Annotated in this window: 24 protein-coding genes and 1 riboswitch; of the genes, 8 read left to right on the top strand and 16 right to left on the bottom strand. The window is 71.4% G+C overall.

Going from position 1 to position 16,169, the window contains the following annotated elements; genetic code table 11:
• Window positions 1-218: 218 nt before the first annotated feature.
• A riboswitch (glycine riboswitch) is annotated at window positions 219-317 on the bottom strand.
• Between the two features lie 42 nt (window positions 318-359).
• A complete protein-coding gene (locus ACZ7OH_RS06390) occupies window positions 360-938 on the bottom strand; it encodes a MerR family transcriptional regulator (protein ID WP_400907540.1) in 579 nt (192 codons plus the stop codon).
• Window positions 939-1,215: 277 nt separating this feature from the next.
• Here ACZ7OH_RS06390 and ACZ7OH_RS06385 point away from each other — a divergent pair, with 277 nt between their 5' ends.
• Window positions 1,216-1,848 (top strand): TetR/AcrR family transcriptional regulator, encoded by a 633-nt coding sequence (locus ACZ7OH_RS06385; RefSeq protein ID WP_470279894.1) that lies wholly within the window; start codon window positions 1,216-1,218, stop codon window positions 1,846-1,848.
• Here the strand turns inward: ACZ7OH_RS06385 and trxA are convergent.
• From trxA to ACZ7OH_RS06345, 8 genes are all read right to left on the bottom strand, one after another.
• Window positions 1,829-2,173, bottom strand: a complete 345-nt coding sequence (gene trxA, locus ACZ7OH_RS06380; RefSeq protein ID WP_470279893.1) for a thioredoxin — start codon at window positions 2,171-2,173, stop codon at window positions 1,829-1,831. The genes ACZ7OH_RS06385 and trxA overlap by 20 nt on opposite strands.
• An 11-nt stretch (window positions 2,174-2,184) precedes the next feature.
• The gene (locus ACZ7OH_RS06375; RefSeq protein WP_470279892.1) at window positions 2,185-2,580 is read right to left on the bottom strand and encodes a MerR family transcriptional regulator; all 396 of its coding nucleotides are present in this window, start codon (window positions 2,578-2,580) and stop codon (window positions 2,185-2,187) included.
• A gap of 42 nt (window positions 2,581-2,622) precedes the next feature.
• The gene (locus ACZ7OH_RS06370) at window positions 2,623-3,096 is read right to left on the bottom strand and encodes a bifunctional nuclease family protein (protein ID WP_009078856.1); all 474 of its coding nucleotides are present in this window, start codon (window positions 3,094-3,096) and stop codon (window positions 2,623-2,625) included.
• 216 nt (window positions 3,097-3,312) lie between these two features.
• The gene (gene ftsR, locus ACZ7OH_RS06365; RefSeq protein WP_470279891.1) at window positions 3,313-4,059 is read right to left on the bottom strand and encodes a transcriptional regulator FtsR; all 747 of its coding nucleotides are present in this window, start codon (window positions 4,057-4,059) and stop codon (window positions 3,313-3,315) included.
• A complete protein-coding gene (gene garA / locus ACZ7OH_RS06360) occupies window positions 4,056-4,526 on the bottom strand; it encodes a glycogen accumulation regulator GarA (RefSeq protein WP_072478754.1) in 471 nt (156 codons plus the stop codon). Before garA ends, ftsR begins: the two co-directional genes overlap by 4 nt.
• Window positions 4,527-4,663: 137 nt before the next feature.
• Window positions 4,664-5,050: a glycine cleavage system protein GcvH gene (gene gcvH / locus ACZ7OH_RS06355; protein WP_086679382.1), complete on the bottom strand. Its 387-nt coding sequence runs from the start codon at window positions 5,048-5,050 to the stop codon at window positions 4,664-4,666.
• 361 nt (window positions 5,051-5,411) lie between these two features.
• Window positions 5,412-6,038: a cardiolipin synthase ClsA gene (locus ACZ7OH_RS06350; RefSeq protein WP_470279890.1), complete on the bottom strand. Its 627-nt coding sequence runs from the start codon at window positions 6,036-6,038 to the stop codon at window positions 5,412-5,414.
• A 13-nt stretch (window positions 6,039-6,051) separates the two neighbouring features.
• Window positions 6,052-6,282, bottom strand: a complete 231-nt coding sequence (locus tag ACZ7OH_RS06345; protein WP_470279889.1) for a hypothetical protein — start codon at window positions 6,280-6,282, stop codon at window positions 6,052-6,054.
• A 314-nt stretch (window positions 6,283-6,596) separates the two neighbouring features.
• Between ACZ7OH_RS06345 and ACZ7OH_RS06340 the strand changes: the two genes are divergently transcribed.
• Window positions 6,597-7,106: a hypothetical protein gene (locus tag ACZ7OH_RS06340; RefSeq protein WP_470279888.1), complete on the top strand. Its 510-nt coding sequence runs from the start codon at window positions 6,597-6,599 to the stop codon at window positions 7,104-7,106.
• Window positions 7,107-7,140: 34 nt separating this feature from the next.
• Window positions 7,141-7,545 carry a hypothetical protein gene (locus ACZ7OH_RS06335; RefSeq protein WP_470279887.1) on the top strand — a complete coding sequence of 135 codons (405 nt, stop codon included), beginning with the start codon at window positions 7,141-7,143 and terminating at the stop codon, window positions 7,543-7,545.
• Between the two features lie 8 nt (window positions 7,546-7,553).
• Here the strand turns inward: ACZ7OH_RS06335 and ACZ7OH_RS06330 are convergent, their stop codons facing one another.
• Both ACZ7OH_RS06330 and ACZ7OH_RS06325 read right to left on the bottom strand, forming a co-directional pair.
• Window positions 7,554-9,257, bottom strand: a complete 1,704-nt coding sequence (locus tag ACZ7OH_RS06330) for an AMP-binding protein (RefSeq protein ID WP_470279886.1) — start codon at window positions 9,255-9,257, stop codon at window positions 7,554-7,556.
• 13 nt (window positions 9,258-9,270) lie between these two features.
• Complete coding sequence (locus tag ACZ7OH_RS06325) at window positions 9,271-10,113, bottom strand: crotonase/enoyl-CoA hydratase family protein (protein WP_470279885.1); 843 nt, start codon at window positions 10,111-10,113, stop codon at window positions 9,271-9,273.
• A gap of 136 nt (window positions 10,114-10,249) precedes the next feature.
• Between ACZ7OH_RS06325 and ACZ7OH_RS06320 the strand changes: the two genes are divergently transcribed.
• The gene (locus ACZ7OH_RS06320; protein WP_470279884.1) at window positions 10,250-11,128 is read left to right on the top strand and encodes an alpha/beta fold hydrolase; all 879 of its coding nucleotides are present in this window, start codon (window positions 10,250-10,252) and stop codon (window positions 11,126-11,128) included.
• Here the strand turns inward: ACZ7OH_RS06320 and cobA are convergent.
• From cobA to rpmB, 5 genes are all read right to left on the bottom strand, one after another.
• Window positions 11,116-12,342: a uroporphyrinogen-III C-methyltransferase gene (gene cobA / locus ACZ7OH_RS06315; RefSeq protein ID WP_470279883.1), complete on the bottom strand. Its 1,227-nt coding sequence runs from the start codon at window positions 12,340-12,342 to the stop codon at window positions 11,116-11,118. The genes ACZ7OH_RS06320 and cobA overlap by 13 nt on opposite strands.
• Window positions 12,343-12,428: 86 nt before the next feature.
• Window positions 12,429-12,683 carry a 30S ribosomal protein S18 gene (gene rpsR, locus ACZ7OH_RS06310; RefSeq protein WP_470279882.1) on the bottom strand — a complete coding sequence of 85 codons (255 nt, stop codon included), beginning with the start codon at window positions 12,681-12,683 and terminating at the stop codon, window positions 12,429-12,431.
• Window positions 12,680-12,985: a 30S ribosomal protein S14 gene (gene rpsN, locus ACZ7OH_RS06305; protein ID WP_400907580.1), complete on the bottom strand. Its 306-nt coding sequence runs from the start codon at window positions 12,983-12,985 to the stop codon at window positions 12,680-12,682. The genes rpsR and rpsN overlap by 4 nt, the downstream gene beginning before the upstream one ends.
• On the bottom strand, window positions 12,985-13,152 hold the full coding sequence (gene rpmG / locus ACZ7OH_RS06300) for a 50S ribosomal protein L33 (protein WP_285996476.1): 168 nt from the start codon (window positions 13,150-13,152) through the stop codon (window positions 12,985-12,987). The genes rpsN and rpmG overlap by 1 nt, the downstream gene beginning before the upstream one ends.
• Window positions 13,152-13,388 (bottom strand): 50S ribosomal protein L28, encoded by a 237-nt coding sequence (rpmB, locus tag ACZ7OH_RS06295; protein WP_451972410.1) that lies wholly within the window; start codon window positions 13,386-13,388, stop codon window positions 13,152-13,154. The genes rpmG and rpmB overlap by 1 nt, the downstream gene beginning before the upstream one ends.
• 79 nt (window positions 13,389-13,467) lie before the next feature.
• Here rpmB and mrf point away from each other — a divergent pair, with 79 nt between their 5' ends.
• From mrf to ACZ7OH_RS06275, 4 genes are read left to right on the top strand one after another with little or no spacing between them, the layout of a single operon-like run.
• Complete coding sequence (gene mrf / locus ACZ7OH_RS06290; RefSeq protein WP_470279881.1) at window positions 13,468-14,718, top strand: ribosome hibernation factor-recruiting GTPase MRF; 1,251 nt, start codon at window positions 13,468-13,470, stop codon at window positions 14,716-14,718.
• A complete protein-coding gene (locus tag ACZ7OH_RS06285) occupies window positions 14,715-14,969 on the top strand; it encodes a type B 50S ribosomal protein L31 (protein WP_470279880.1) in 255 nt (84 codons plus the stop codon). Before mrf ends, ACZ7OH_RS06285 begins: the two co-directional genes overlap by 4 nt.
• Window positions 14,969-15,118, top strand: a complete 150-nt coding sequence (gene rpmF / locus ACZ7OH_RS06280) for a 50S ribosomal protein L32 (RefSeq protein WP_155549868.1) — start codon at window positions 14,969-14,971, stop codon at window positions 15,116-15,118. The genes ACZ7OH_RS06285 and rpmF overlap by 1 nt, the downstream gene beginning before the upstream one ends.
• Entirely contained in the window at window positions 15,115-16,164 is a 1,050-nt protein-coding gene (locus tag ACZ7OH_RS06275; protein ID WP_470279879.1) for a GTP-binding protein, read from the top strand. Before rpmF ends, ACZ7OH_RS06275 begins: the two co-directional genes overlap by 4 nt.
• Window positions 16,165-16,169 lie beyond the last annotated feature (5 nt).

Below are 16,169 nucleotides of genomic sequence, written 5' to 3'. Positions count from 1 at the left end.
CGGGGGTCCGGGGGCGGAGCCCCCGGGCGGGGTGTGGGGGTTGCACCCCCACAAAACACCAGGAAGGCGAGGGGCGAGCCTGCGAGCCCCGTGCCGTACCCTCCCCACTCTGTCCGTACCCCGAGGGGCGCCTGAGAGTTTCGCCCGAGGTTGAGCCGGGCTTGCACCGTCGGCGGGGCCATCAGGTTGTGTCCTGACGACCCGCTTTCCAGAGGCGTCTCGTCCGCGCGGTCCAGGGTGCCTGAGAGGTTCCGGGGAGGACTTGCTCCTTCGGCGCCGAGCTCAATATGAGGCTCGGACTCTCCCGCGCGGATTCGTCGACCGCACGGAGAACCTTACTCCGTCCGCCGCAGCGGTGATCACCCGGTCCGGCGGGCGTTGCGGCGCTGGGTCAGCTCGTCCGGCTGGTGGGTCTCGACGACACCGCCGTCGGCGCGTTCGGCCGGGAACTCGTGGATGGTGCCGCTGATTTCCTGCATGGCGCCGCTGACCGCGATGCCGAAGACGCCTTGGCCGCCCTGGAGCAGATCGACGATCTCCTCCGGCGAGGTGCACTCGTAGACGGTGGTGCCGTCGGAGAACAGCGTCACGCGCGCGAGGTCGCGGACCCCGCGGACGCGCAGGTGGTCGACGGCGACGCGGATGTTCTGCAGGGAGACCCCGGTGTCCAGCAGCCGCTTGACGACCTTGAGGACCAGGATGTCCTTGAACGAGTACAGCCGCTGCGAGCCGGAGCCGTGGGCGGTGCGGATGCTGGGTGCGACCAGCTTCGTCCGGGCCCAGTAGTCGAGCTGGCGGTAGGTGATCCCGGCGATCTGGCACGCGGCCGGGCCGCGGTAGCCCACCAGCTCGTCCGGCAGCGAGTCGTCGGGGAACAGTTCACCCTGCTCGCCAGCCGCGACCTCAACAGGCTGCTTCTCGGAACCAGCCTCGACCACGCAAGCCTCCCCTCGCCCGACCAGGCGGCCGGCGAATGACAGCCGGACGGTCCCAGGAGCGGGACCCGCCGGAGATCAACCGCCACGGTCCGGCCCCAGACCGTGAATCACACCGTGGCGATTTACCTCCTCCGACGGTAAGCGCCCGGACAGTGCCGGTCAACGCGACGCGCGGCAAGCCTCAACGGTCGGCTGAGCCTTTGCACCGTTCGCCGTACCCCGGGAGCCGTGGTTCAAACCTCTTGCGCCGTTTTACTCAGCCGAGTAAATTTTATTCATGCGAGTAAACACCGACCTCATGGCGGAACTGGGGCTCAGCGGCACCGAGGCGGCCCGCCGCGCCCAGATCATCGGGGCGACCATCGGCGTCCTCGCCGACCTCGGGCACCGCAAGACGACGTTCGCCAAGATCAAGGAGCGCGCCGGGCTCAGCAGCACCCGGCTGATCTCCTACCACTTCACGAACAAGGCCGGCCTGATGCAGGCCGTGCTGAGCGCGGTGGTCGAGACGAAGAACGAGTTCCTGAAGGAGCGCACCGGCGGCGGGCTGGACCCGGCCGACCGGGCCGGCTACCTGCGGGCCCACATCGAGACGTCGATCGCGTTCCTGCGCGCGTACCCGGAGTGCGTCCGCGTGCTGGCCGAGCTGTCGGCCAACGCGGACGACGCCGACGGCTGGTCGATGACGAAGGTGCTGGTCGACGACATGCGCGTGCACGGCCTCGCCCGGCAGCTGAAGCAGGGGCAGGCCGAGGGAGTGTTCGGGCAGTTCACGCCCGAGGTGATGGCGATGTCCGTCGCGCAGGCGATCGACGGGGTGGCCGCGGCGTACGCGGCCGACCCGGCGCTCGACCTGGAGGACTACGGCCGCGAGGTGGCGGACACCTTCGTCAAAGCGACGGCGCCGTGAGCGCCCGGTCGAGGCGGTCTTCGATGCGGGCCTTGGGGAACGCGCCGACGATCGTCTCGACCGGCTCGCCGCCGCGGAAGAGGATCATCGTCGGCAGGGACATGACCTGATAGGAGCGGGTGGTCTCGGGGTTCTCGTCGGCGTTGATCTTGCGGACGGCGAGGCTCCCGGCCCGCTCGGCGGCCAGCTGCTCGAGCACCGGGCCGACCATCCGGCAGGGGCCGCACCAGGTGGCCCAGAACTCGACCAGCACCGGGACGTCGCTGCCGACGACCTCCGCGAACGTGGCGTCGGTGACTTCACCGACTGTGGTGTTTTCGGACATGACGGGCTCCTTCACGAGCGCGGGGACGTGGGCACGACACACGGATCGGGCGCTTGCCGGGCGAGCGCGCCGGCGAGCTTCGCCGCCAGTTCGCCGCGGATGCCGCCGAGGCGCGCGAGAAGCGCGTCGGCTTCTTCGAGCTTGCGGCGGTAGACCTCGATGGAACTCAGGCAGGAGTCGCCGGTTTCGTGGCCGCTGCGCAGGCACTCGACGAACGGGCGGGTCTCCTCGAGGGTCAGGCCGACCGTCTGCAGGGTCTGGATCTCCTTGACCAGCTGCAGGTCTTCCTCGTCGTACTCGCGGTAGCCGTTCGCCGCGCGACGGGCCGCCAGGAGACCCTGGGCCTCGTAAAACCGCAGCGCACGGGTGGTGACACCCGTGCGCTGCGCAAGCTCTCCGATCCGCATGCCCCCGACGCTAGACGTTGACGTCCGCGTCAAGGCAAGTTCTCACGTGTCCGCACCCCGGAAGTCTTCGGGCGAAACGGAGTCGAGGAACTCGCGGAACTTCTCGACCTCGTCCTCCTGCTCGTCCGGGATGATCAGGCCCGCCTCTTCCAGCACCGCGTCCACGGCGTGGATGGGGACGCCGATCCGCAGGGCCAGCGCGACCGAGTCGCTCGGCCGGGCGGACACCCGGATGTCGCCGTCGAAGACCAGTTCCGCAAAGAACGTGCCTTCCTTGAGGTCGGTGATGACGACCTGCTCCAGCTCCCGGCCGAGCGCCCCGATGACCTCTTTCAGCAGGTCATGCGTGAGCGGACGAGCCGGCCGGACTCCCTGTTGCTCCAAGGCGATGGCGGTCGCTTCGACCGAGCCGATCCAGATCGGCAGGTACCGTTCACCCTCGGTCTCCCGCAGCAACAAGATCGGCTGATTCGCGGGCAGCTCGACCCGCACACCGACGACGCGCATCTCGCTCATCGGGCTTCGCCTCCCTCTCGTGCACGCGGGCGCAGGCGCTGGTTCGGCCGGGCGCCGTCACTGCCGACGCTACCCGTCATCCCCGCACTGTGCTCGCTGTCGAGACTATCTCGGTTCGCCTGCCGCAAACCCTTGCCCTCACGGTACGGCATGCGGCACCGAACATTCAGTCATTGACATGGGACCGCAAAGAGGATCTCACCGCCCCGTTACGGATCAACACCCCGTGACGCCGCGGATTCCCGCCTTGACGAGGAGCGTGTGGAGGGTCACGGACAGTGCCGCGACCTCCCGGACCACCTCGTCGGCCCTGGACTTCGCTTCCGGGTCACGGTGCCGATACACCGGGGTCACGATCTGCTCCAGCAACCCGACCTCGCGGTCGGCCGCGGCGCGGAAGGCACGCAGGTGTCTCGGCTCGATACCGAATTCGGTCATCGCCTTCACCGTCCGCGCGACCAGGACCGCGTCCGGGTCGAAGAACCCGGCGGTGCCCGGCCGGACCAAGCCGTACTGCTGCAGCTCGGTCAGCGTGGCGGCGTCGATGCCGGACTGCTCCAGGAGCTCCTCCTGGGTCAGGCGCAGCTCCTTGCCGGTGGCGAAGTCCTCCGCCACGGGCAGGCCGACGTTCTCCGCCGGGGCGTCGATCGGCACCAGCCGGCGCGGCGGGCGGGGCAGGGCCGCGGTGGGCTCGGCTCCCGAGTCCGCCGCGTCCAGCTGCTCCTTGATGACCTTCAACGGGAGGTAGTGGTCCCGCTGGGCGGCCAGGACGAACCGCAGGCGCTCCACGTCCGCCGCGGCGAACTGCCGGTAGCCCGAAGGCGTCCGGCCCGGGGTGACCAGGCCTTCCGCTTCGAGGAACCGGATCTTGGAGATGGTGACATCGGGGAAGTCCCCGCGCAGCTGCGCGAGGACCGCCCCGATGCTCAACCCGTGGTTCTGTGGCCGCCCGGCCGCCGTCACTGCGCCCCCTGGCCCCCGTGACCCGGGCCGGTCAGGAAGACCAGGCGGAACTTGCCGATCTGCACCTCGTCGCCGCCCGCGAGGACGGCCTGGTCGACCGGCTCGCGGTTGACGTAGGTGCCGTTGAGGCTGCCGACGTCGATGACGACGAACTCGCCGCCCTCACGCCGGAATTCGGCGTGCCGGCGGGAGACCGTGACGTCGTCCAGGAAGATGTCGCTGTCCGGGTGCCGTCCGGCGCTGGTGGTGTCGCGGTCGAGCAGGAAGCGCGAACCCGCGTTGGGCCCGCGCTTCACGACCAGCAGGGCGGAACCCGGCGGCAGGGCGTCGACGCCCTGGACCGGTGCTTCCGCGGCCGGGGCGGACTCGTGGCCTTCGGCTTCGGCCAGGAAGTCGGCCCGGAAGACAGAGGTCCGCTCCGGAGACTGCTCCGGGGGAACGCCGCCGGGCCCGTCGTTCGTGCTCACCTGAGCTCTCCTCCACACATGCTGTGTTGCCTAGTACTCAAGAACGTGTAGCTGCCAACGTACCGTGCCTGATCGATTCTCCGAGCCCCGGCTCCCCGAACCGGCGCAGTGCTGGTCCGACCGGGTGGGAGCGGGCTTCAGCCCTTGGTCAGGGCGTCGTACGCCTCGGCTTCGAGCAGGGCTTCCAGGCCCGCCGGGTCGTCGAGCCGGATCTCGATCAGCCAGCCCTCGCCGTAGGGGTCGCTGTTGATCAGCTCGGGCGAGTCGGCGACGGCGTCGTTCACGGCCACGACCTCGCCGTCGACCGGCGCGAACAGCTCGGAAACGCTCTTGGTCGACTCGACCTCGCCGAAGACGTCGCCCGCGCTCACCTGGCGGCCGACCTCGGGCAGGTCGACGAAGACAACGTCGCCGAGCTGGTCCTGCGCGTACTCGGTGATGCCGATGCGGACGAGGGTGTCCTCGCCGCGGGTGGCGACCCACTCGTGTTCCTCGGTGTAGCGAAGCTCTTCAGGAGCGGACACCGCCGGTCCCCTTTCATGCCCTCACTGGCGAAACGTGCTGCGCGAAGTCTTACACCCACACGGCGCAGCCGCCCGGCACGGGCCGGGAAAAAGGTCGCGCTCAGTCGCGGGATCGGCCGGCGGGGACGGGCGGCGCGCCGGGGAGGTCGCCGCGTGGCGGGCCGGCACCGGGCCGCCGGCGGCGGGCTCGAGCGATCGAGGCACGGGCCCACCCGGCCACCCGGCAACCGACCAAAGCCGGCGGAACGAGCCGCCGCGCCCGGGAAGCCCGTCCACAGCAGGCCGGAACCAGACCGCCCGGCAGCGGCGCGGGCGGGCCGTGGCGCGGGGACGAGCCGGCTCGCGCGGTAAGCGGTGGCGTTCAGCCCTCCGGCGACGCGGCGCCGCGCAGGGCGTTGCGCGCCTGGACCACGTAAAGGACACCGGACCACACGTAGAGGACCGCACCCCAGATGGTGAACGCGTAGCCGATCGGCCGCGCCACCGCCGCGATGTCCGAGCCACCCTGGGCGAGCAGCAGGAACGGGAACGCGTACATCAGCACGAACGTCGCGCCCTTGCCGATGTAGGTCACCTCCGGCGGGGCGAAACCGCGGCGGCGCAGCACCACCACGCACACCCCCAGCACCGCTTCACGCAGCACCAGCGGCACCACGACCCACCAGGGGATGATGCCGCGGACCAGGAACGCGATCAGCGTCGCGAGGATGTAGAGCCGGTCGGCCGCCGGGTCGAGGAGCTGGCCCAGCCGGGACATCTGGTTGAGCCAGCGGGCCAGCTTGCCGTCGAGCCAGTCGGTCAGCGCGCTGAACACCAGCAGCGCGAGCGCCCAGCCGTCCTCCTCCGGCCCCAGCAGCAGCCACAGGAACACCGGGACGCCGGCTAGCCGCAGCAGCGACAGCATGTTGGGGACGTTGAACGCCTGCTTCAGCAGGGACGGCTCGGCGGCGCCCGCCTGAGCGGCGGGTTCGGGTGCGGCGGTGCTCACCCGGCCAGCGTAGTCAGCACGCGCGGCGGTGGCTCCAGCCGCGCCGCTGCAGTTCGGCGCTGCTCAGCGCCTCGGGGCGGCCCCGGTAGTCGGTGCCCATCCAGCGGGCGCGGCCGGGGCGCGCCTCCAGGACGTACGGGCGGCCGCAGCACCAGACGACGCTGCTGGGGACGGTCGGCGGGCCGGACGGGCCGGTGGTCTCGTCGGTGCTGGGTTCGGGGCTGGTCACAGCGTCGGCGTTCATCGCTCTCACGGGCTCGGGACGGGCGTCGGGGACGGGAAGCTCTTCGGCCTCCACCAAGATCTTCGGCGCGCGGAGCCGGATTGTTAACCGACGCGGCCGGAATTAGACCGATCGATTCTTGATGGCAGCGTGAGGTTTCGGAGCGTGAACGGAATGTTAACCGTCCATTGTGGACATTCTTCCGGCGGCCACCGGACCGCGCCGCCACCCGGCTGGAGTAATCTGCCGCACACCTGTGGGCGAGTCGGCCCACGGTGCCCCGGCCCGGTGGGCCAGAATGACCGGGCCAGCCTGACCGGGGAGGAACGATCGCGGTGCCCCACCCGACCACCACGAGGACGTGGCGGCCGTTGCTCGCCGCCTGCCTCGCCGTGCCCGCGCTCGCGGCCTGCTCCGCCGAGCCCGCCGCGCCGGCGCCGCCGTCGTCCGCGGCCGTCACGACTTCGGCGGCTCCGGCGTCCTCGACGACCGCTCCCCCGCCGCCGCCCGCCGACGGCAGCTCGTCCGCGCCCGCACCGGTGACGAAGCCGGCCGGCGCGCCGCCGTCGGTGCCGGGGTCCTGCGGCACGGTGACGGCCGCCAGCGGGCTGACGCTCTACGTGTTCGACAGCGGCTCGGCCGGCGTCAGCTGCGCCGCGGCGACGAAGCTCGTCGGCGACTTCCACCGCAAGATCGCCGGGCGCCAAGGCGCCGGGTCGAACGACGCGGTGAACGAGACCGTCGACGGCTGGCTGTGCACGTCCGGGCCGCCGGCCGCCCAGGGCGGCACCACCTGCACCAAGGGCGAGCAGACGGTGTTCGCCGCCGTCGTGCCCTCCGAGTGACCCCTCCCGATCCGTTCCCGCTCTTGAAGGGCCCATGAAGACACTCGCCTACCCCCTGCTGCTCGTCGCCGCGACCGCCGTCCTGGCCGGCTGCGGCGGCGGTGACCCGGCGCCCGCCGCTCCTTCGTCCTCTTCTCCGGCGGCGGTCCCGGCCGCGGCTGCCGCGGCCGCGTCGACGGCTCCGGGCGTGCCGTGCGGCGACGTCACCGGCGCAGGCGGCGCGAAGACGGCCGTCGTCGCGCACGGCAAGGTCGACTGCGCCGCGGCGACCCAGCTGCTGAAGGACTACTTCGCGAAGCTGACCCCGGCCGAGGCGTCCTCCGCCGACGGCCCGGGCCCGGTCGTCCTCGGCGAGTGGACGTGCGGCAGCGGCGCGAATGACCCGGTGACGGCGTGCTCGACCGAGGACGGCCGGCAGATCGAGGGCACCCGCGGCTGACCGGCGGGTCAGCCCTTGAGGTCCGGGAAGTCCTCTTCGCGGAACTCGGTGCCCTCGGCGCGCTTCGGGTCGTTCTCGCGGCCCCGCAGCTCGACGCGGCGGATCTTGCCGGAGATCGTCTTCGGCAGCTCCGCGAACTCGAGCCGCCGGATGCGCTTGTAGGGCGCCAGGTGCTCGCGGCAGTACGCGAGGATCGCCTTCGCCGTCTCCGCGGTCGGTTCGTGCCCCGAAGCCAGCACGACGTACGCCTTGGGCACCGCGAGCCGGATCGGGTCGGGAGCCGGGACCACCGCGGCCTCCGCCACGGCCTCGTGCTCGATCAGCACGCTCTCCAGCTCGAACGGCGAGATCCGGTAGTCCGACGCCTTGAACACGTCGTCCGTGCGCCCGACGTAGGTGATGTAGCCGCGTTCGTCGATCGAACCGACGTCACCGGTGTGGTAGAAGCCGTTCGCGAACGCGGCCGCCGTGCGCTCGTCGTCGTCGGCGTAGCCGGTCATCAGGCCGACCGGGCGGTGCTGCAGGTCGAGGCAGATCTCGCCCTCGGACGCGCGCTCGCCGCTGACCGGGTCGACCAGCGCCACCACGAACCCGGGCAGCGGGCGGCCCATCGAGCCGGGCACGACGTCCTGGCCCGGCGTGTTCGCGATCTGGACGCTGCTCTCGGTCTGGCCGAAGCCGTCGCGGATGGTGACGCCCCACGACTTCTGGACCTGCTCGATCACTTCGGGGTTGAGCGGCTCCCCCGCGCCGACGACCTTCTTCGGCGGCGTCTTGAGCGCGGTCAGGTCGGCCTGGATGAGCATCCGCCACACCGTGGGCGGCGCGCAGAAGCTGCTGACGCCGCAGCGATCCATCTGGGCCATCAGCGCGCCCGCGTCGAAGCGGTTGTAGTTGTAGAGGAACACCGTCGCTTCGGCGTTGAAGGGAGCGAAGAAGTTGCTCCACGCGTGCTTCGCCCAGCCGGGCGAGGAGATGTTCAGGTGGACGTCGCCCGGTTCCAGCCCGATCCAGTACATCGTGGACAGGTGACCGACCGGGTACGAGACGTGGGTGTGCTGCACCAGCTTCGGCTTCGCCGTCGTGCCGGAGGTGAAGTACAGCAACAGCGGGTCGCCGGCCTTCGTCGGGCCGTCCGGGGCGAACTCCGGGGACTCCGCGAACGCGGCCGAGTACTGCTGCCAGCCCTCGACCGGCTCCCCGACGGCGATCCGCGTGTAGTCGCCGCCGACGTCCGCGAACTTCGGCGCGTCCACCGACCGGACCACGACGTGCTTGGCCGCGCCGCGCTCCACGCGGTCGGTCAGGTCGGCCGGCCCGAGCAGGGTCGACGCCGGGATGATCACCGCGCCGAGCTTGATCGCGGCGAGGATGGTCTCCCACAGCTCGCCCTGGTTGCCCAGCATGAGGATCAGCCGGTCGCCGCGGCGGACGCCGAGACCCCGCAGCCAGTTGGCGACCTGGTTGGACCGGCCGGACATCTCCGGGTAGGTCCAGCGGTTCTCGGTGCCGTCCTCTTCGACGATCCACAGCGCGTACCGCTCGGCGTTGTCCGGGTCGTGGGCGACGACGTCGAACCAGTCGATCGCCCAGTTGAACTCGTCGAGCGACGGCCAGGCGAAGTCGCGGTAGGCGGTCTCGTAGTCCTCGCGGTGGGTCAGCAGGTAGTCCCTCGCGACGCGGAACGCGTGGTGGACTTCCGAAGCGGTCACAGTGCCTCCTCCGTCATTCGCCCTTGAACTCCGGCGGGCGACGCTCCAGGAACGCCTGGACCGCCTCGCCGAGGTCCTTGCTGGGCAGGAACGCCGAGTTCCACGCCGCGACGTACCGGAGGCCGTCGGCGACCTGGCGCTCGGTGTTCGTCGCCAGTACCTGCTTCGTACCCTGCACCACGAGCGGCGGGTTCGCAGCGATCGCCCCGGCGAGTTCCCGCGCCGCCTCGAGCAGCGCGTCCTGGTCGGGGTAGACGTCGTTGACGAGGCCGATCTTCTCGGCGCGCGCGGCGTCGATGTCCTTGCCGGTCAGCGCGAGCTCCCGCAGGTGTCCCTCGCCGACGATCGAGGCGAGCCGCTGGAGGCTGCCGAGGTCGGCCACGATGGCGACGCGCACCTCGCGGACGCTGAACTTGGCGTCCGCGCTGGCCAGACGGATGTCCGCGGCCGCGACGACGTCGACCCCGCCGCCGATGCACCAGCCCGACACGGCCGCTACGACCGGTTTGCGGCATTCCGCGATCGAGCTGACCGCCGCCTGCAGCGACCGGACCTGGTCGAGGAAGGCCGTCCGCGGGCCGGCGAGGTTGTCGCCGCCGAGCATCGGCGCCCAGTCGCCCATCATCGCCGGCAGGTCGAGGCCGTACGAGAAGTGCTTGCCACTGCCGGTCAGCACGACGGCCCTGACCTGCGGGTCCGCGTCCAGCGCGCGGAACACCAGGGGCAGCTCGCGCCAGAAGTCCGGGCCCATCGCGTTGCCCTTCGACGGGCCGAGGAGCGTCACTTCGGCCACGGGGCCGGCGACGTCGACCTTCAGCGAGACGAGGTCGGGCAAGCTGTCAGCTGTAGCGGTCATGGGGTCATCTTGACCCATGCCCGCGACGGCCCGCCATTGGCGCGCTGTCAATTGACGCGAGTGTCACCGTGCCAACGTGGTCAGGGGATGCTTTCCTGAACAGAGGTGCGGCACGACCCGGGGAGGACGGTGGGACATGAGCCCGGCCAGCAGCGCGACCGCGATCGAACCCGAACCCCCTTCCACGCCCGTCCGGCGGGCGTCCCGCCCGATCGAGCTGACCGGCTCGTTCGAGCACGAAGGGCACCGGCTCTGGTACACGGAGTTCGGCAGTGGCGACCGCGTCGTCGTGCTCACCCACGGCATCATGCTGACCCGCCGGATGCACGCGCCCCTCGCGCGCCGGCTGGCCCGCGCCGGGTTCCGGGTGGTCACGCTCGACCTCCTCGGCCACGGCGACTCCGACCGGCCGACCGAGTCGTGGCTCTACTCGATGCCGTCGTTCGCGGAGCAGACCCTGGCGCTGCTGGACCACCTCGAGGTCTCGTCGGCGGTCATCGGCGGGACGTCCCTGGGTGCGAACGTCTCGCTGGAGGTCGCGGTCCAGGATGCGTCGCGGGTGCGCGGGCTGATCGTCGAGATGCCGGTGCTGGACAACGCGATCGTGGCGGGCCTGATCACGTTCGCGCCGCTGCTGATGGCGGCCCGGTTCCTGCCGGTGACGGTCCAGGCGGTGGCGCTGGTGGCGTCCCTGGTCCCGCACGGCAACCAGTGGGTCGACGTCGTGACGGACACGCTCTCGCAGCGTCCCGCCCCGATGGCGGCGTTGCTGCACGGGGTGCTGTTCGGCCGGATCGCACCGCCGAAGTCGGTGCGCCGCAAGATCACGACGCGGGCGCTGGTGATCGGCCACCAGGGCGACCCGATCCACCCGTTCGGCGACGCGGACACGTTGGCCGTGGACATGCCGGAAGCGGAGTTCGTCCAGGCGCGCAGCCCGGTCGAGCTGAGGCTGGACCCGACCCGCCTGTCCGACGCGATCCGGGACTTCGCCGCGAGCTGCTACGAAGCCTGAACCGGCGCCAGGCCCGCCACCGGGCCGATCACGATGATCGCCGGGGGCCGGACACCCGAGGCCGCCGCGTCCGTGACCACCGTGTCCAATGTGGACCGCAGTGTCCGCTGGGTGCGCATCGTGCCGTCCTCGATGATCGCCACCGGGGTTTCCGCCGGGCGGCCGCCGTCCAGCAGGGCCTTCGCGAACTGCGGCAGCCGCTCCACGCCCATCATCAGCACGATCGTGCCGCGCATGCGGGCCAGCAGGTCCCAGTCCACCAGGGACCGGTCGTCGCCCGGGGCGACGTGGCCGGAGACCACCACCACCTCGTGCGCCACGCCGCGGTGGGTCACCGGGACGTCCGCCACCGCCGGGACCGCGAACGCGCTCGTGATGCCCGGGACCATCGTCACCGGGACGCCCGCCTCGGCGCAGGCCAGCACCTCTTCGAAGCCGCGGCCGAACAGGTACGGGTCGCCGCCCTTGAGGCGGACCACGAACTTGCCCTCCTTGGCCTTCTCGATCAGGGTCTGGTTGATGACGTCCTGGCTGGCCGCGCGGCCGTAGGGGATCTTCGCCGCGTCCACGACCTCGACCTCGGGCGCGAGCTCGTCGAGCAGCTCGCGCGGCCCCAGGCGGTCGACCACGACGACGTCGGCGCGCGAGAGCAGCCGGCGGCCGCGGACCGTGATCAGCTCCGGGTCGCCCGGGCCGCCGCCGACCAGGGCCACCCCGGGCAGGGTGCCCTCGGGGTGCGGCTGGCGGCCGTCTTCGATCGTGCCGTTGTGCAGGCCGTCGAGCATCGAGTCGCGGACCGCCCCCGAACGCAGCGGCTCGCCGCCGGACAGGACGCCGAACAGCAGGCCGCCGTGCCGGCCGGACGCCGGGGTCACCGCCGAACCGGACTCGCCCTCGTCGGCGCGGACGCAGAACACGCGCTCACGCTCGGCCTCGGCGCAGATCGCCGCGTTGACGTCCGGGTCGTTCGTGCAGGCCAGGGCGTACCAAGCGTCCTTCAGGTCACCCTCGGCGTAACCGCGCTCGTGCCAGACCAGCTCGCCCGCGTCCACCATCCCCTGCACCGACGGCGTCGTGTGCGGCGACACCAGCTCGATGCGCGCCCCCGCGCTGATCAGCCGGGGCAGCCGCCGCTGGGCCACGCTGCCGCCGCCGAACATGACAACGCGGCGGCCGGTGAGCTGGAGGCCGGAGAGGTAGTGCGGGTCGTCCATGGGCGGGAGTTTATTGACGGTTCACCCGCGCGCCAGCCCAGCGTGGGTCACGCCACCCGGAGAACCTCCCGGGTGGCGTGACGCCGTCAGCTCGCGCGTCCCGCGGACGGGTACGGCAGCAGGGCCATCTCCCGCGCGTTCTTGATCGCCGTCGCGACCTGCTTCTGTTGCTGCGGGGTCAACCCCGTCACGCGGCGGGCGCGGATCTTGCCCCGGTCGGAGATGAACTTCCGCAGCAGCTCGACGTCCTTCCAGTCGACGTGGGTGACCTTGTTGGCGCGCAACAGGTTCACCTTGCGCTTGGCCGGGCGGTCCCGGTTCGGCTTCGGCACCCGGCTCACCAGCTCGACTTCGTGACGCCGGGGAGCTCGCCGCGGTGCGCGGCCTGGCGCACCTTGACCCGCGACAACCCGAACTTCCGCAGGTACCCGCGCGGACGCCCGTCGGCGGCGTCGCGGTTGCGGATGCGCGTCGGGCTCGCGTCGCGCGGCAGCTTCTGCAGCGCGACCACCGCCTCGGCCTTCTCACCCGGCGACGACGCCGGCGACGCGATGACGGCCTTGAGCTCGCGGCGCCGGGCGACGTACCGCGCCGCGACCACCTTCCGCTGCTCGTTCTTCGCGATCTTGGACTTCTTGGCCATCAGCGCTCTTCCTTGAACTCGACGTGCTCGCGCGCGACCGGGTCGTACTTGCGCAGGACCATCCGGTCGGGGTCGTTCCGCCGGTTCTTCTTCGTGACGTACGTGTAGCCGGTGCCCGCGGTGGACCGCAGCTTGATGACCGGGCGGACGTCGGTGCTCTTCGCCATTACAGCTTCACTCCCCTTGCCTTCAGTTCGGCCACGACGGCCTCGATGCCCCGCTTGTCGATCGTCTTCATGCCCTTGGCGGAGACGCGCAGGCGTACCCAGCGCCCCTCGCCCGGCACGAAGTACCGGCGGTTCTGCAGGTTCGGCTCCCAGCGCCGGGACGTGCGGCGGTGCGAGTGCGAGACCCGCTTGCCGTAGCCCGGCTTGCGGCCGGTGACCTGGCACACGGCGGACACGAGACCTCCCGAGTTGATAGTGGTTGTCGTTTTCATTTACTCTGACGCACCGTACCCCGCCCGTATTCCTGGAGCACCCGTGACCCCTGATTCCCGCGTCCCGCTCATCCTCGTGAGCGGCCTCGCCCCGGGCCCGAACGCCGAACTGGCCGAGCTGCTGCGCGGTGCCGCGCCCGGCACGGCCGTCGTCCACCACGACCTGCGCGAGATCCACTCCGGCGTCGTCCGCCGCCGGCTCCGGCTCGGGCAGCGCGACCAGCTGACCGTGCTCGAACTGGCGCACGGCTGCGTGTCCTGCACGCTGCGCGAAGACCTGCTCCCCCTGCTGCGGCACCTGGCCCGGCTGCCGCAGGTGCGCCGGATCGTCGTCCGGCTCGACGAGGCCATGGAGCCGGAGCCGGTGAGCTGGGCGATCCGCACCGTCCTGGTCGGCGACCACCCGGTGAGCGACGACGTCGACCTGCGCGCGGTGCTCACCGTCGTCGACTGCGCGGCCTTCCTCGCCGACGCGACCGGCGACGACGTCCTGGCCGAGCGGAACCTGCAGGCCAGCCCGGAGGACGAACGCACGGTCGCCCAGGTGGCGCTCTCGCAGGTCGAGTTCGCCGACGTGCTGGTGCTGGCCGGCGCGGCACCCGACGCGTGGACCGCGGCGAAGGCGTCGGCGGTCCTCGACCGGGTCGCGCCGTCGGTACCCCGGGTCGAGCTGAGCCGGATCGACGGGCACAGCGTGCTCGACGCCGTACCGCCGGACGCCCGCCGCGGCGAGGTCACCGACATGCACGGCGCTCTCCTGCGCGGCGAACCGCCGGTGCACGTCGACTGCGGCATCGGGCTGGTCACCTTCACCGCGCAGCGCCCGTTCCACCCCGAGCGCCTGCACGACGCCCTGGACGTCCTCCTCGACGGCGTCGTCCGGACCCGTGGGCGCGCGTGGGTGGCGAGCCAGCCCGACGTCGCGTTCTGGATCGAGTCGGCGGGCGGCGGCCTGGGCATCGGCCACGCCGGGCCGTGGCTCGCCGCGCCGGACGGTCCGGAGTGGACGGACGTCTCCCCCGAGCGCCGCACGCTGGCGTCCCTGCGCTGGCACCCGGTGCACGGCGACCGCGCGCAGGAGCTCGTCGTGGTGACGGACCAGACAACGCCCGACGAGATCGACGCGGCCCTGCGCGGCGCTCTACTGACCGAAGAGGAACTCGCGGCAGGACCCGAGGCGTGGGCGCGCTACCCCGACCCGTTCGGCGACTGGCACGAAGAACCGTGCGAGGACACCGAGCCCGACCCGGCGCGGCACGACGCGACCGCGGCGAACCGAAAGGAAGACCAGTGAAGACCGGAATCCACCCCGATTACCACCCCGTGGTGTTCAAGGACTCGTCCACCGGCGACGCGTTCCTGACCCGCTCCACCATCACCTCCGACAAGACGATCGAGTGGTCCGACGGCGTGACCTACCCGCTCGTGCTGGTCGACATCAGCTCGTCGTCGCACCCGTTCTGGACCGGCACCCAGCGGATCATGGACAGCGCCGGCCAGGTCGAGAAGTTCCACCGCCGCTACGGGAAGCGGGGGACGCGCTGATGGCCGTCCCCAAGCGGAAGAAGTCGCGCAGCAACACGCGTTCCCGGCGATCGCAGTGGAAGGCGGCGGTGCCGGACCTGGTGCCGATCAAGGTCGACGGCGAGGTCCAGCTGGTTCCGCGCCGGCTGATGCGGCACTTCCACTCGTGACCGTCCCGGTCACGGTGCTGTCCGGCTTCCTCGGCGCGGGCAAGACGACGCTGCTCAACCACATCCTCGCCAACCGGGCGGGGCTGCGGGTCGCGGTGATCGTCAACGACATGAGCGAGGTCAACATCGACGCGGCGCTGGTGCGCTCGCAGGAGCGCCTCGTCGAGCTGACCAACGGGTGCATCTGCTGCACCCTGCGGGAGGACCTCCTCGAAGAGGTGGCGGCGCTCTGCTCGGACGGCCGCTTCGACCACGTGCTGATCGAGTCGAGCGGGATCTCCGAGCCGATGCCGGTGGCGGCGACGTTCACCTTCCTGGACGCCGTCGCCCACCTCGACACGATGGTCACGGTGGTGGACGCGGCGAACTTCGCCCGCGAGCTGGCGGCCGGCGACTCCCTCGTGGAGCGCCGGCTCGACCAGTACGAGGGCGACGAACGGACGGTCAGCGACCTGCTGGTCGACCAGGTCGAGTTCGCGGACGTCCTGCTGCTCAACAAGACGGACCTCGTCCCGGACATCGACGGCCTGGTGGCGACGCTGCGGCGGCTCAACCCCGCCGCGGACGTCGTCACCGGCAGCTTCGGGAGGGTGCCCCTCGACCGGGTCTTCGGCACCGGCCGCTACGACGCCGAACGGGCCCAGGAGGCGCCGGGGTGGGTGGCCGAGCTGAACGGGGACCACGTGCCGGAGACCGAGGAGTACGGGATCTCCAGCGTCGTCTTCCGAGCGTCGCGGGCGTTCGACCCGGCGGCGCTGTGGGACTTCGTGACGCGGCGGCTGGACTCGGGCGAGTTCGGGACCGTGTTGCGGTCCAAGGGGTTCTTCGCGCTGGCGTCCCGGCCCGGGGTGACCGGGCTGTGGTCGCAGGCCGGCGCGGTGGCCCGGTTCGAGCCGCACGGGGTGGCCGCGGAACCGCGGCAGGAGCTGGTGTTCATCGGCGTCGATCTGGCGGGGGAAGCACTCCTGAAGGCCCTGGACGGCTGCCTGGGTGAGGAAACCGGGCCGGACCTGTTTCCCGAGTGGGAGCCGGTGCACGTCCACTGAGTGAA

The organism is Amycolatopsis sp. NPDC114478 (genome assembly GCF_055633805.1).
This window is presented reverse-complemented; position numbering and strand designations above follow the sequence as displayed.